Annotated in this window: 15 protein-coding genes; 11 read left to right on the plus strand and 4 right to left on the minus strand. The window is 40.3% G+C overall.

The genetic code is table 11. The features are described 5' to 3' along the window. Positions 1-90: 90 nt before the first annotated feature. The gene (locus ABH008_RS23490; RefSeq protein WP_347990081.1) at positions 91-705 is read left to right on the plus strand and encodes a DUF2062 domain-containing protein; all 615 of its coding nucleotides are present in this window, start codon (positions 91-93) and stop codon (positions 703-705) included. An 887-nt stretch (positions 706-1,592) separates the two neighbouring features. Here ABH008_RS23490 and ABH008_RS23495 read toward each other — a convergent pair. Together ABH008_RS23495 and ABH008_RS23500 are read right to left on the minus strand one after the other, a co-directional pair. After that, positions 1,593-2,036, minus strand: a complete 444-nt coding sequence (locus tag ABH008_RS23495) for a hypothetical protein (RefSeq protein ID WP_347990082.1) — start codon at positions 2,034-2,036, stop codon at positions 1,593-1,595. Positions 2,037-2,056: 20 nt separating this feature from the next. After that, positions 2,057-2,341, minus strand: a complete 285-nt coding sequence (locus tag ABH008_RS23500) for an HU family DNA-binding protein (protein ID WP_347990083.1) — start codon at positions 2,339-2,341, stop codon at positions 2,057-2,059. 1,522 nt (positions 2,342-3,863) lie between these two features. Here ABH008_RS23500 and ABH008_RS23505 point away from each other — a divergent pair. The 10 genes from ABH008_RS23505 (at position 3,864) to ABH008_RS23550 (ending at position 13,479) form a co-directional block, all read left to right on the plus strand. Further along, the gene (locus ABH008_RS23505) at positions 3,864-4,469 is read left to right on the plus strand and encodes a helix-turn-helix transcriptional regulator (protein WP_347990084.1); all 606 of its coding nucleotides are present in this window, start codon (positions 3,864-3,866) and stop codon (positions 4,467-4,469) included. Between the two features lie 1,887 nt (positions 4,470-6,356). Next, positions 6,357-8,336: a helicase-related protein gene (locus tag ABH008_RS23510; protein ID WP_347990085.1), complete on the plus strand. Its 1,980-nt coding sequence runs from the start codon at positions 6,357-6,359 to the stop codon at positions 8,334-8,336. An 18-nt stretch (positions 8,337-8,354) separates the two neighbouring features. Continuing rightward, positions 8,355-8,663: a hypothetical protein gene (locus ABH008_RS23515; RefSeq protein ID WP_347990086.1), complete on the plus strand. Its 309-nt coding sequence runs from the start codon at positions 8,355-8,357 to the stop codon at positions 8,661-8,663. 43 nt (positions 8,664-8,706) lie between these two features. Continuing rightward, on the plus strand, positions 8,707-8,946 hold the full coding sequence (locus ABH008_RS23520) for a hypothetical protein (RefSeq protein ID WP_347990087.1): 240 nt from the start codon (positions 8,707-8,709) through the stop codon (positions 8,944-8,946). Between the two features lie 139 nt (positions 8,947-9,085). Then, on the plus strand, positions 9,086-9,577 hold the full coding sequence (locus tag ABH008_RS23525) for a hypothetical protein (RefSeq protein ID WP_347990088.1): 492 nt from the start codon (positions 9,086-9,088) through the stop codon (positions 9,575-9,577). A 390-nt stretch (positions 9,578-9,967) separates the two neighbouring features. Continuing rightward, positions 9,968-10,984, plus strand: a complete 1,017-nt coding sequence (locus tag ABH008_RS23530; RefSeq protein ID WP_347990089.1) for a hypothetical protein — start codon at positions 9,968-9,970, stop codon at positions 10,982-10,984. 247 nt (positions 10,985-11,231) lie between these two features. Next, a complete protein-coding gene (locus ABH008_RS23535; RefSeq protein WP_347990090.1) occupies positions 11,232-11,420 on the plus strand; it encodes a hypothetical protein in 189 nt (62 codons plus the stop codon). 43 nt (positions 11,421-11,463) lie between these two features. Then, a complete protein-coding gene (locus ABH008_RS23540) occupies positions 11,464-12,321 on the plus strand; it encodes a hypothetical protein (protein ID WP_347990091.1) in 858 nt (285 codons plus the stop codon). Beyond that, entirely contained in the window at positions 12,318-13,301 is a 984-nt protein-coding gene (locus ABH008_RS23545) for a hypothetical protein (protein WP_347990092.1), read from the plus strand. The genes ABH008_RS23540 and ABH008_RS23545 overlap by 4 nt, the downstream gene beginning before the upstream one ends. Then, entirely contained in the window at positions 13,294-13,479 is a 186-nt protein-coding gene (locus ABH008_RS23550; RefSeq protein ID WP_347990093.1) for a hypothetical protein, read from the plus strand. The genes ABH008_RS23545 and ABH008_RS23550 overlap by 8 nt, the downstream gene beginning before the upstream one ends. A gap of 141 nt (positions 13,480-13,620) precedes the next feature. Here ABH008_RS23550 and ABH008_RS23555 read toward each other — a convergent pair whose 3' ends face one another. Continuing rightward, a complete protein-coding gene (locus ABH008_RS23555) occupies positions 13,621-13,911 on the minus strand; it encodes a hypothetical protein (RefSeq protein WP_347990094.1) in 291 nt (96 codons plus the stop codon). A 10-nt stretch (positions 13,912-13,921) separates the two neighbouring features. Next, positions 13,922-14,554 (minus strand): uracil-DNA glycosylase, encoded by a 633-nt coding sequence (locus tag ABH008_RS23560; protein ID WP_347990095.1) that lies wholly within the window; start codon positions 14,552-14,554, stop codon positions 13,922-13,924. Between the last annotated feature and the right edge of the window lie 16 nt (positions 14,555-14,570).

Here is a 14,570-nt window from a genome sequence, read left to right on the forward strand (position 1 = left end):
AAGGCTATGCTAAAACTGATGCTTTTAACGTAGACGCACAAAACCCTGCGAGATATATTTAACCAACACCAATCGAATAAATAATTATCAATGGCAAAGCGTGCAATTAGAAAAATTATACCGAATCAAGAGTACATAAAATCGCATAAAATTCTTAGGATTTTGGGACCAAAACTTAATCAGCCCAATCTTTGGTTTCTCAATAGGAAGTCAGTATCTTTGGCAATTGCAATTGGCGTTTTTTGCGCGTGGATACCTACACCGGCACAAATGCTAATCTCAGCCGGAATTGCTATGTGGTTAGGATCAAACCTGCCAATTTCCATTTTGGCCGTTTGGGTTGCCAACCCAGTTACGATTGCTCCTATGTGCTATTCGGCTTACATGATAGGAGCTCTGTTTCTAAATCTAGATAACTCGGTAAGCAATATTGATTTTACGCTAACCTGGCTAATCTCAGAAATTGAATCGATATGGCAGCCGTTTGTATTGGGCAGTCTAATTATGGGCATAACTTCAGCATTTATTAGTTATTTTCTTACAATGACGCTATGGAGATTTTATGTTATAAAAAAATGGAGGTTAAAAAAGAGTGAACGTTGGCTTAATACTCCATGGAAAATACCAGGCACAAATCAAACGGGGCCACAAGCGGATTTTGCAAAAGCACCTGGCGGCATTTCCAAATTCCATCTAATTGAATGACGGGTAATGTATACTCACGACTCATTGACTGCTTGTTGAAAAATGAGGTTGGAATCATGAATGATAGGCTTTATTATTGAACTTGATCAAATGGTTTGAATTTGACTTTCGGATATTTATAGCTTGGTTGGATGGGGGCTTGATCGTCTTGTTACGACCCAAAGTTAGCATTGGGTTATAAATTCTAATGTCAGCTATTAGTTCATTACTGTACATAGCTGGCTCACAAAGTCATCTTTCGCTTTCCAAGTGATTCGGATAAATTTGTGGGTTATGCACGGATCGATATTTCAGAGTGTGAAAATTAAACGGCAAGTCAATTAGAGGGAATATGATAGTAATAAAACAAATTGGAAGAGGTGGTTTTGGGAACGTTGATCTAGTTCAGGACCAAAGTTGGATATTTTTATAAAAAACGCTATGGAGGTATTTTTTATGCTTTTTCTTCAGGCAATACCGAATACCATAAGAGACTATTTCAATTCACAATGGGCGCTGGTCTGATCTGGGCACCAGTTAAGCTATACCTATCAGGCTTTCCCGTTCCTGATGTTCTTCCTATATATAATGCTGGAATTTTGCTGTTATCCGTTCCAGTGGCAGGCATGAATGTTTTCGGAGGAATGATAATTGGCGGTTTTCTTTGCAAGGATAGCGCCCTCGCCCAATAGCTTTATGTTGAACAACTTCTCCAGGGCTTTCACTTACCATTAGCTCGATGTCAGGGTTTGGCCGTGCTGCCGATGGATAATGACATCATTTCAGTTGCAAATAATGTCGGTTTGAGCGCCGACAGTTGCATTTAATTCCGGTCGAAAATTGCGCTGATTGCAGGTTTGTGGGTTTTTGATTGCAAGCTGCAACAGCTAGGTATGTGGCATGTGCCATCAATGCAAAGTTTTAGCGCCGGTCGCCTTGATCTCCTCCAGTGTCATTGGTTTATCACCACGAAAACCGCGCCATTTATCAGCATCCGGGTCACGAAGTACGACAAAACAGTAATTTTCCTGTTTAAGATCGTCAACAGCGTTGTCAATCAACCAATTGATACAATGGGACGTGTGTTCTTCGACACCATCATGGTAATCGGATAGATATTCTCTAATTCCCTCGCCAAACAAAACGCTACGTCCTGCCACTAACGCTATAAGCACCGAATTCTCATCAGTAACACAAATCAATATTGCATCAGCATCTGTTTGCCGACCGGCGATTATGGCCTCTTCGGTGAATTCTTGGAGCGACGAAAGATTATCTGTAATACTCGAAAAATTACTGCCAGAGCCGATCAGTTGCTGTCTGATTATACGGCGAACTTTTTTTACTTTCATAAGCAAAATTAAATGTGTTTTTAAGTAGGTACCACGTTAACTGCATATTTTAAACCCTTTCCAGGTTTAAAGGCAGGTACGTTCCCTGCAGGAATGGTAATTTCAGCTCCGGTTTGCGGGTTACGGCCTTTACGCGCTTCACGCGTTTTAACTTCGAAAGTGCCGAAACCAACCAGAACAACTGACTCGTCGTTTTTCAAAGCGTTTTGAATAGCGGTGCTAATGGCATCCAAAGCACGTAAAGCTTCGGCTTTGTTGAGATTAGCATGACTGGCGATGGCTGCTGTTAATTCTGATTTATTCACTTTTATCTCCAAAATAAGGGGAATTTAAATCGCTGTTGGAAAAGATCAACAGTTTGGCGAAATCCTATTATTTTAGCAAAGTAGTGCAACTTATCAAACATGTACACAATAGATGTTTAGCTAGAAAGCAATGGGATAGCAAAAATAGTGAACAAACAGCACCTGACATTCTTGTTTGGGTCATTGTTATGGAGCAGAATTCATCTCTATCTAAATGGATGATATTTTTGTGTTTTTTTTATAGAAAGAGTTGATATGTTTGGAAATTTTTCACTGGAAGCAATTAAGTCAATTAAAAAATAGAAAAGAGCAATAAGAAAGAAGATTGCAATTACAACACCAAGACTAACTAGAAGCATTTGATATTCTCACAAGGAAAGGAGCTTACTCTTATGCAGATAGCCTGCTTTGAGCTGGTTACTGCTGCTGACCAAATTAAATCACAGGTTCGGAAAAATACACAGTGCTTTTTGGCTATTGCCTGGCCACTTTCATACTCCACCTAAAGAAAGAGGTTTTTCGTGGTGACTTGATTAATTCTGAGATCTGAAAACAAGATAGATAAGGATATAAAGAAAGGATATTAAGGAAGGGGATTTTTTTAGCGATTATCGAATTTAAAATCAAAAGGTTGAAAAAAAAGATGCACACAATTTCTACCTATTATTGCACCCAGTTTCTACTCATGCGATTAAGTTGCATGTAGTTTCTACCTAAAATTTAGGTATCTGCACTCACTTTCTACCCATTTCGGTACCACCAACACCCAATTTCTACCCCATCAAGGGTTAAGATGCACTCAAAAACTACCTACTAGATAGAGATTTTTAGACTTTTTAAGGGCAATAAAATAAGTTGCATCCATAAACTACCTAAGATACACCCAGAAACACCACATGTTGCACCTGACTTCTACCTAAGGATGCCTTCTTTAAGCATTAAAAAATAGGAAAATTATCATGATTTTTTCTTAAGTTGCACCTGGTTTCTGCCTATTTGTCGCTGGCATTTTTGATTTTTACATTTCTAGAGCGGTTATGTTGCATCTGCTTTCTATCTACGATATTAGTTAGCTAACATCCTTTTCAACATGGCTTGAAATCGTAAAAAAATGAGTGAAAATCATCAATTGGCTCCAGTTGTGTTGAAAAATAACATCAAAAACTTATCTCACTCGGAAGTTGCACTCAAAAACTATCCATAGTTGCACTTAGTTTCTACCTGGTTAACAAAATAAAATAGCAGTATTTCAATAAGTTAAGTACTAAGCTATAATCGGTATGATAAGTTAAATTTAGAAAAATGTATTTTAAATCAAGTTAAAATTCATTGTGTTGTTTGACGTTTTCTATTTTTAATGTTAAAAATAGATTTGCACTCAAAACGTTTCTGTTTAGGATTTTTAAATTTTTAGCTGAAAATCAGTGCTCGATTTGCAAAAAAACATATGAATGAAATCATTCATAAATAATCAATTTCGACAGGACCATGAAAATAAGTTTCCTAGTAATTAATCTTTCATTTGAACAAAACAGTAGTATTTTCGAAAAATGATAAAGAAATGATAAAGCGAAAAAATGTACTGCCTCCTAGACCAGCTAAAGAAATGAAAGAGGCTCTATTAATTGAACTTGGGGAACGCGCTAAAAATCGCAGAATCGATCTCGGTATTTATTACAAAGATCTTGCAGAGATTATTGGAGTCAATCCGGCAACAGTAAAGAACTGGGAGGGGCGGGGTATTCCACAAGGAATTCAAAGATCGAAAGTAATTGCGTGGGAAAAGGCATTACAAGTACCACCTGGTTGGGTTCTTAATAAGAAAATTGCTACGCCGAAGGCTCCAGAACAAAAAACATTTGTTTTCGAATTAAAAATGACAAAATCATCTATCGAACTAGAAAGATTTGTTATGCCTAAAAGTGTTCAAAATTTTATCAAAGACAGCAAAAAATTTAGGATAGATGGATATGAAACTGAAGTGTTTTTTTCAGTCAAGTCTGTAAGAATATTTCATCTGATACCTATACTTAAAAGTATGGGTTGTGTGCTTGGTGATATCGTAACGATTACGCTGCAGATAGAAAACGAAAGAATGCAAGTAAAAAAGTTAATAAACGCCATTTGACCAAGTCTAGATATCGCATAGATTTCTGGCCAAACAGCGATTAATGAAAATTTCAATAGTTGTTAAATTATAGCCACCTTCTCGGAGAGTAACAACAGCTGGTTTTCGCAGTTTTTCCGCTGTTTGGACAGGAAACTACGCGATAGCGAGTGTCGTCCAAATAGTCCCTGGAAGCGCACAGGTGCCGGGCGGGTTTTCATGGAAAACCTGCAAGGCCTCCCGATAGCGCGTAGAGTCATAAGAGAGCAAGAAGTCCTACCTTCGAGCGACGTGGACGGCCAGGGCGTCGAAGACATTAAGCCGTGCCGGTGTAGACCGATTTTAGGCCAAGGACGGACTAAAATCTTTACGGTTGAATCCGGCACTCGCTTTTCTTCGAATATGCGGTGCACAGCATATTCGAAGGAATGAGCAATAATAACCTACTACCGCTACCGTTGGGAGTTCAAGAAATGCCAGCACGACCACAATTAGTAAACGTCGCTAAGCCCATTGCCATGAGATTTTGGCACAATCAATGTCGCCCCTGTGCAACTAAGTTGCGCGAGGCCTTTATCCGCTCTGGACTGCATGGGTACGTAATTCGATTGGCGACACTAGGCGGTAGAGGCTTCATAGTAATGAGCGACCCGAACTTCCGACTCCCATTCCCCGTTCCACTCGGCCATGATTCCATTGCCAATACCGGGCAGCATTTTGGGGTAGTTGTTGAAGACTTTGTTTTTGACAACATATTTCGTGAAGGGAACCCCTCTTTCAGGTTGGCAAGCGCAATTTGATTGCGACGTTCACCGCTTCATGCAGTTGCAAATCGAGCCGTTTTAACCGAGAATTTCCGGCACCTTATCTAGCGCCAAACTCAATCAGAAAGTGGGATAACGGCGTTTTGGGTGACCGTAAGGATTGCACCGTAAATGGGTAATAGTAAGCAAGATCAGGTGATTTTGGATTATTTGACGTAAAAATCACCATATTTTGTCAATAATTGGGGTTATTGAACCAAAAGAACGGTTTCTTTCACCACACCCCTGTAGCCCTTGGTATTAGTGGCTTACAGCCGAAATATCGATTTCAAATTTACAAATAAGTTTTCGAGTAACCTATTGAATATTGACAATATATTTCGTGAAGCAGGATTCATGCTTGCCAATGAAGGGGTCCTGGGTGAGGAGACTTGGCAGGTCTTCTCACCCAGGACCCCCTTCTACTCATCTTTATATAGCATATATTTTGTCATTAAATTGGCCAATCGACAACCCCAGGAAACAGCTAATTGCTTTTCCACAATAGGAATGCCACTACTCGTAAATAGATGTTTAAAAATATCAGATCAAAAGAGTGGTGTTTTTCGCCACCTTTCACAGGGATGTATTTTTGAATTTTGTGCGTTAATAGGTGCAAGACAATTCTATATAAAATATTAAATGAATTCTTCTACTGTTACAAATCCATTATTCAATTGGAAATGCCTTAAATGCAACAAAAGTCACGAATCTATTCCTGGATCAAATCATTGCAACACATGCGGTGGCTTAGTAATGAGCGAAGCCGGTAAATCATTCACTGTTTTTCCGGGAATCTACTCAGCAGCGAGCGATGGCCAAATGGACTCTGGAAGAGCGCAGGTGCCTAGCGTAAGTAGGATCGGCTAGTCACTAGAGCGAGAAGTCAAACCTTCGCGCGACGTGGACGGTCAGGGTGTCGAAGAGATTTAACGTGCCAGTGTAGAGCGATTTTGAACATAGACTGCCAAAAATATTTAAAGCCTAAATCAGGCACACGCTGATAACTAGTTGATTTTCGAAAGTGAGTGCATGCATCGAAATATTTAGAAAATGTATTTTTAAATCCGAAGAGAATATTTGTGCAATAGTTGAGAGAGATTAAATGAACCATCAGGCCAACAACTCACAAATTGAAGAGCAAAAGCTTGGAAGGTTAAAAGGATTGGGAGTCACTGATATCTACCTTGCTCCTTTGTTACTTCCAAAGTCCTACTTGGATTTAAGGGTAAGTGAGATTACTTATCATTTAAGAGAGGTTGTTGTTGATCAAAGGATTGTGTTTGTTGGTGTTCTCAAGAGTTTTTTTCATAAACGTGACTGTATTCCAAATCGAGTTACCTTAATTATAACGGATGCAAGAGCCACTGAGTTGACTTCAACTTTTTTTATTCCGCAGAATGACACTGTCGATTTTAGTAAAGAACTTGGTAAAAAAACTAATCAGTTTGTCTGTTTGACTGGCACCGTAGGACTATACCAAGAAAAATTACAACTGCATTCACCTGAGTTTATTGATATTAATCTAGTAGGAAAAGTTATTCCAAACTACCCAGGCAAAGCAAAGTATATTTCTTCGAATACCGTACGTGAGCAGATGAAATATTTAGTGCCTAACAATATTGTGCTTGCAGCGGCTTGGATCAAAGAACGATTGGATTTGGGTAGCAAGGAAGAATCTGATTTACTGTCTGTTTCCCCCTTTTTGGCTAAGAATCCAACTATAGAATATTTGATTTCTCAAGCTCATAACCCTACTTCCCCTAAATCTGGAGTACATTGTTGCAAAATACTCAGATTAATTGCAACTTACGACGTATTAAAACGTGCCCGCGAAGAAGCATCCCGCCCCTTAGATGATCAATCAATCATTGATATTAATCCTAGAAATATTGATCAGTTACTTTCAGAAACAGCTCCCGCATTGATACCCACGGACGAACAAAGAGTCGTCATTAATGAAATATGTGACGACCTGAGAAGCAAAAAACCTATGCTTCGCTTATTAAGCGCCGATGTTGGTTTTGGAAAAACATACGTTGCGGCTACAGCAGGTGCAGGTGTCATACGTTCAGGTGGAACAACCCTTTGGCTATGTCCAAACCAACCTCTTGCGGTACAAACGCAACAAAAAATCATGGAATGGTGGCCAGATATTAACCCTGGTCTAGTAATGGGAGACGCAAAAGGGATTACTGATTCTAGATTCTTAATTGGAACAACAGCTTTGTTGCATCGTATTAAGGCCGATATGAACGTAAATTTACTAATAATTGACGAGTCACAAAAATTTGGCAAAGATCAAATGGATTACTTTATAACGCCGGGAACCAACGTACTTTACTCTACAGCAACCTGCATACCAAGAACGGCCGCCTTACTTGAATACGGTGGCCTATCCGTATCGCGGATTACCAAAGCACATGTTCAAAAAACAATTAAGACAAGAATGGTCTTCCTTGAAAATAGAGAGAAACTATTTGATTCACTCCGCCGAAATATTATAGCCGGTCACCAAGCACTGATTATTTATCCTTTAGCTGAATCTAATGAGGATGCGGAAGTGGATCGTAAGTCAGCTGAAGGCGCTTATAAGCTTTGGGAAATAAACTTTCCAGGTAGAGTGCGTTATATGCATGGAAAATTGAGTAATCAAGAGAAAATTAACGCAATTGCCGCAATGCGAAACAACGAGGCCGATATCCTTATCGCCACTACGGCGGTAGAGACAGGGATCGACTTACCTCGGTTACGCCATGTAATGGTGGTACAAGCTGAAAGGCTAGGAGTAAACCAATTGCATCAGTTGCGCGGAAGAGCTAGTCGGACAGGAGGCATAGGCAGGTTCGATCTTTATTTTCCAAAACGAATAAGCGACACATCAAGAGCAAGAATGGAAATTTTGATCAATTTCTCAGACGGATTTGACGTAGCAAACGAAAACATGAAAATTCAAGGTTTTGGCGACCTTGGTACAAATGGTACTGCACAGTCTGGTAAATCACTCAGTTTTTTACCTGGCCATAATATTGATCAGCAATCGGTTGAGTGGGTGTGCGAGCATTGGTTTAAAAACGATTCTTAGTGTGAAATAGGAGTTTGTATGAGTGAAGAAATCGATAAAGATAAATTATTAACCGTAAACACTGGGACTAAGCTAACTATTGAATCGGTGTTCGATTTATTGATAAAAGAAAGGCAGCGACAAGACGCTAAATGGGGGATGTTAGCCGATAAAGATCAATCCTTAGCTGGTTTCTTGATCGTAATGCGATCTAAACTTGATGATGCGGGGTTTGCATGGATGAATAATTCACAGGGAGACGAATCTACGCTTGCGGAATTACTTAAAGCAGTGGCTACTGGTGTCGCCGCTCTGCAGCAATACGGCGTGATCGGTAATCATAAGTAGTTAAACATTCGCTATTTTTGTTTTTAATTCGCAATGAGAATAAATGAAGTCTCTATTTTCAACGTCACTGATTGCTAGATATTTCCAAACAGCACTCGGATTTTTAATTCTCAATGCGATAGCGCATAACGATATGGCAAGACAACCTTTTTATCACATTATAGATAAACCGGTATTTTGGATTGGATATTTAATATTTTGTGTTGCCATGGTGCTGATAATACATGGATCGTATTCCGCGCAAAAAAACTATGTGGAACAAATGAATGCGGGCCAGTATTGATGGGGGTGGTTTTAGCGGTTTTTTCCGTTATTACAATGGATTTTTGGATACGAAAATCACTGTATTGGGATTCTCTAAACGACGACACCGGAAAATAGAAATCGATAGTTGCATAGTCTAATTTTAACAAGGAGTACCCGTGACAAAAGTTTGCAGAAATAAACAAACAGAGGCCGAAATCAATGCAATTACCGCACTAAATAACGCAAGAAATGGCTATATTCAATGGCGTCAGGGAGTCCGGGTTTTAGAGGTGCTGATTAAAACCAATTTAATGTCACTCATTCCTAGCGGCACAAAAGTTAAAAAAGGCGAAAACAGATGTTTACCAGAGTATCTTCGATTAATCAAAATCGAAGAACCCATGGCAACCGATGATTATGAAGAATTCTTAGTAGGAAATATTAATCGAGTCGTTGTAGACATCGAAAACCCACGAAAAACTAAATGGTATGCTAATGCAAATCCAATAGACCACTCAGGAAAAAGAATACTCATTACTGTACAAATTAGCGGGACTCTCGATCCTACAAATCAAGATACTAATCCTGAAGGATGTATGAGTAAATTGTTTATCGCAGCCGAAAATAAATTAATCGATGACATGTCACAAGCAGTCAGGACCTCATAAATATTCCTTGTGAGTATAAATAATGGAAAGGAACGATTCTTTCTCAGAACGAAGAAACTATCAGTATTTATTCTGGTGTTATTGGGGCAATAACAATAGAAATGATGGTCAGGGCATCGAAGGTGGCACTGGTAGCTTTTTCATAAAGACCTGCCTGGTACCCATGTGCGTCTATTGACTATTTGGCAGCCACTATCCGCGAATCCCCGTTCTGTGCTTGCATTTACAAATAACATTCATTAATATTTACTTCAGGTATAGTCAGTACCTGCCGCCGACACGGTAAATCATCTTCGGGTGTATGACTGTTCAAACTTTATTCTGGGTAAGCCTTTTGTTAGCGGCTCCCGGTAGTCGGCACCGAGAAACCGCAAAAAAAGGAAACCTATCATGAAACAAATTCACACAACAACCACTGCAATTCGTAAGATTAAAGCAAAGGCAAAACAAATTAAGTCAGAACTTGGCATTCAATTAGGTAAAGCACTTGATCTTGCTGCAATAGAGTTTGGTTACGAAAATTACCATCACGTAACCCACTGTCTGGAAAAATCAGTCAAAAGCAATTCATTTAACGGACTAGGTTCTCTGGCGTTCATTGTTGAAAAATCCAAAACCGATTGGCCAATTTATGACCAGGAAGGTAATCAGAAAGACTCTGTCAAGATATTTGCTGGTAAATTCGGTCGCTGTTTGGACAGGAAACTACGCGATAGCGAGTGTCGTCCAAATAGTCCCTGGAAGCGCACAGGTGCCGGGCGGGTTTTCATGGAAAACCTGCAAGGCCTCCCGATAGCGCGTAGAGTCATAAGAGAGCAAGAAGTCCTACCTTCGAGCGACGTGGACGGCCAGGGCGTCGAAGACATTAAGCCGTGCCGGTGTAGACCGATTTTAGGCCAAGGACGGACTAAAATCTTTACGGTTGAATCCGGCACTCGCTTTGCACTTGAAAAAAGAAAATCCGTTAATGATGTCACGGATGAGCTAGACGAATTTATGGAAGAAATTGAGGGGGCTGGCATTGGTGATATGACACAAATTCCAACCAATAACCTAAATCAAATAATAAATAAATGTAAAAAACTTACAGCAGCCGAACCCGCATTTGTTGATGGTTACGCCCATTGGGCAGGTGCACTGGTTTCTCTTAAAAAACATAAAGAGTGTATCGCAATGGCAGAACCAGTGTTTAACGCCGTAATCGAATTAATACCAAAAAGCTTTAACGGATTTATTCCATATGATTATTTGTCAAACCGACCATTTCATCGACTTGCTGTAAATCTCATTCTAGCTTATTACGGTGTTGAAAAAAATAATGAAGCAAAGGCTATTGCAGAAAGAATGCTTACTTGGTGGCCGAATGACAATATAGGATTTAGTTTTCTGCTTAATCCAGAAGAGTGATTCTTGACATAGTCATTTTTTAGCCAAGGATGGCTTAAAATGCCCGTCTCGACTGTTTGTCCGTTAGAGATGTCGGTGACGGCCAACACGGACGAAACGCAACTAGGGAAGATTAAAAGCAGCAAGTGATTTTTTATCAATAAAGCTTGACGAATACGAACAATGTTCGTATTATAGGCACATGTTCTGAAAACAGCACACCGAGCTGGCGGTTTCCGGTTAAATCACGAATAGATAGGTGATGAAAATGCAAGCATATATATACAACACCAACACAAAAGTAATCGTAGCTACAATATCTGGAGATGACCAAACAGCCATAGAATCAGAAGCAAGCATTTATGATGGTGACGAGTACGCAGTAACTTATACCCCAGGATTTGGCTCAGTTGATGGTCTGTTAGATACTGGCGAACACGAAGAAATTAAAATCTAATTAACCACAGCCAACAACGACGACTAAACCGAGGATAAATGAAATGCACACGACAATAAATAAGTTAACAACAATAAATCTAGAATTTCACCACCGCGATGCGTGGCAGAGAGTATTTGAGGCTTTTGGCCAAAGTTGGGAGCACGATAAACCAATCCCGTTTTCCAGCATCCTAAAAGTCGCAGACCCAGAAGCAACTATATTTTGTATGAGAGCTGCACCGGAATATAGCAAGGAGTGGAGGTTATTCGCTGTCTGGTGTGCTAGAAGATACGAACACCTTATTAATGACATGAGAGGCATTTCTGCTATTAACGTAGCTGAACGCTATGCGCACGGAATGGCATCAGAGGAAGAGTTAATTGCGGCTTATTGCAATGCCGATTTAGCATATTTTTACTCTGGCGCGGATGCTGCTTACGGAGTAGCCCATAAGGACGCTTGGCGGGCGGCAGAGGTAGCCTCCGCAAGCGCAAGAAGCGGCTCCGCATTATGGGCGGGCAGTGAAATAGCAAGCATAGTACCAAGAAAAAAAGAAATGCTTGCTCAATTTGAATACTTAAAAGGTGTTTTTGAAAGCAGCACGGTACCATTATTTGGAGAAAAAATAGAAGAACAAAAAATTGCAGGCACATTAGGATTATATGCGACATTGTATGATAACACGGTCAATATTAAAAACCGTGGAATATCAAAATCAATGTTTATAGGAAGAACTATTTTTGCCGTTAAGTTTAACGGTGAGTGGCATATAGTACGTCAATGGAATACTGGATTAAATTTTGCAAAGAAACAACTATCAGAATTGATAGTAGTTTCTGACATTTCTGAGCTACCTATTTTTCCTGAAAAAATCCAGTATGGATTAACTGGTAGCGCGCCTAGATCATTTTGCCAATGACAAATTTACGTCCATCTAAACACCTAGCTGCAGCAATGCGGCTATACCCATCTACCAGTAAGATGGTCGATATGTTTCGGCGTGACCGTGGCACTGACATACTCGACTGGCCTGCATGGTGTTTTTTGCCCATGGCTGCATGGTACGCGATTGTCAGTCAGGATAATTTTGATCAGTTATCGCCTGACCGCCGTTTACCGCTGTATTTAATACCTGACGTTGGTAAATTGTCAGCGATTGGAACTTGGCGTTATAGCCAGGGCATTTATCAATTAGATGCGGATCTACAAGAGGCTGTTGCAGATAGTATCATTGCGGGTGATATACCGTCTGAAGTTCTTTTTCGGTTGCCAGAGTGGTGTGTTTATATTGAAACAGCAGGCAAGCAATGGTTTGGAAATGAGCTATATGGTTTTTGGGCGCATTTAGAATTTGATACTAATACCCAGCGCAACGAATTACGTTTGCTGCTAGATACTGAGGAGGGTTTGATACCTATACCCGTGCATATCGGACAATGGACCGTTACCGAGGCTATTGACCGGGCGACTGCTGAAGCTCGAAAGCAGTTGAAAATTGCTAAATTGGATTTTAGATTGCCTGATATGGACGAGGTACAGCAACTTGCTATGAGCATTAACCCGCTTATTTCTATGCTGCTGTATCTATGCTCTGATGAGCCTGATATTGATGACGAACGGGTGCTGGGGTCGTCGCCAAGCAGACCGCAGCCAGTGAAAACTAAAAAAGGCTGGCGGCTGTTTCCCGCTGAAAAACCGCGTGTTTGGACGGTTGGTGCAAAAATTGGTGAGCAGCTGAGACAGGCCAATGCCGATATTTCTGCTGATACAAAACGTGGTGTAAAAGTGCATTTACGCAAAGGCCATTGGCATGGATTTTGGACGGGTCAGAAAACTGAAAAACAGAAATTTGTTTATAAATGGTTGATGCCGATGATTGTGGGCAGTAAAAATGAATAACCCCACACCCGACGAAATTAAAAAAGCTAGAAAGGATGCGGGGTTAACACAGACCAAGGCCGCTGTTTTAATTTATAAAGATTTGCGGACTTGGCAATATTGGGAAAAAGGGGAGCGTGAAATGGATATTGCGCTCTTTGAATTATTTAATCTCAAAACTGGATTAACTAAGCTTTAACCCAGGCAAACTCTTCACGTGTCACACTTTGCGGCCCTCCTCCCACCACCATCGACCAAAAATATGCCCGCCATCGAAAAAGATGCATTTAATAGCGAGGATGAACGCAGGAACAGGGATATTCATAAGCTTACCTTAGATTTAATTGACCGGATTTTCTGTGATCGTATCGCCCGAAAACTCACCGGCATACCACATACCGCCAGAAGGAGTCTCTATAGAACCGTCGGGAAGTAAAAACAAATAACATCGAGTATGAATATCCTTGAAACCAACTCTTTCTTGTAAATTAACACCCATAAGCATGAAGTCGTTAAGCGAGCATTTAATTTTTTGGCCACACTGTCCAGGCAGAAGTGTTTCATTAAGTGCAGCATCCAAAGATTGCCATACCTTGTGCCATTCATCTGAATCTCTGTCAATTTGTCTCATTTTTGTCCTTTTAGTGATTAAGAAGTAGTTTTACGGCAATATCAACCTGACGCTCAGCAATAACAGCCCATTTCTCTCCGGACGGAGCGTTTCTATTAAATGCAAGTGGACTGGTGTGAGGTGTTGGTACAATATAAGGTATCTCGGGCAAAATATTAGACATGCCTTTGTGAGCAAAATCTTTGTAAAGTAATGAGCTACAGTCGTTATATGCGACTTGATCTGTAATCTTTGAATACAAAGATCCCTTACCGAAGAAAATACTTGTCGGCGTTCCTCCTACAGTGAGAATCACTTTTGGCTTGGTTTTCTGGATGAGATCAACAAGAAATGGCAGGCAGGCTTCGATTTCGTTTGGTGTTGGCTTCCTGTTTTCAGGTGGACGACAGCGGCATATATTAGCACGACCGTAATCATTCCGGCCTATGCCGTGGGGCAACAAAAGACGGTCTAATGTTTTACCGGCAATTCCGACAAATCCTTCCCCTTTGACATCTTCTGAATGGCCGGGAGCCTCACCAATGGCTAGCAGACCGCCTTGTTTAGAAGGTGTGGCCAACACAATTTGTGTGCGACATGAAGTTAGATTTTCGCAAAGAGAACAGCTTTTATTGGTCCACTCTAAGTTAAAATCTTTAATCACGGGTATGCATTCCTTG

The sequence above is a fragment of the Methylomonas sp. AM2-LC genome, from assembly GCF_039904985.1.
Classification (GTDB): Bacteria; Pseudomonadota; Gammaproteobacteria; order Methylococcales; family Methylomonadaceae; genus Methylomonas.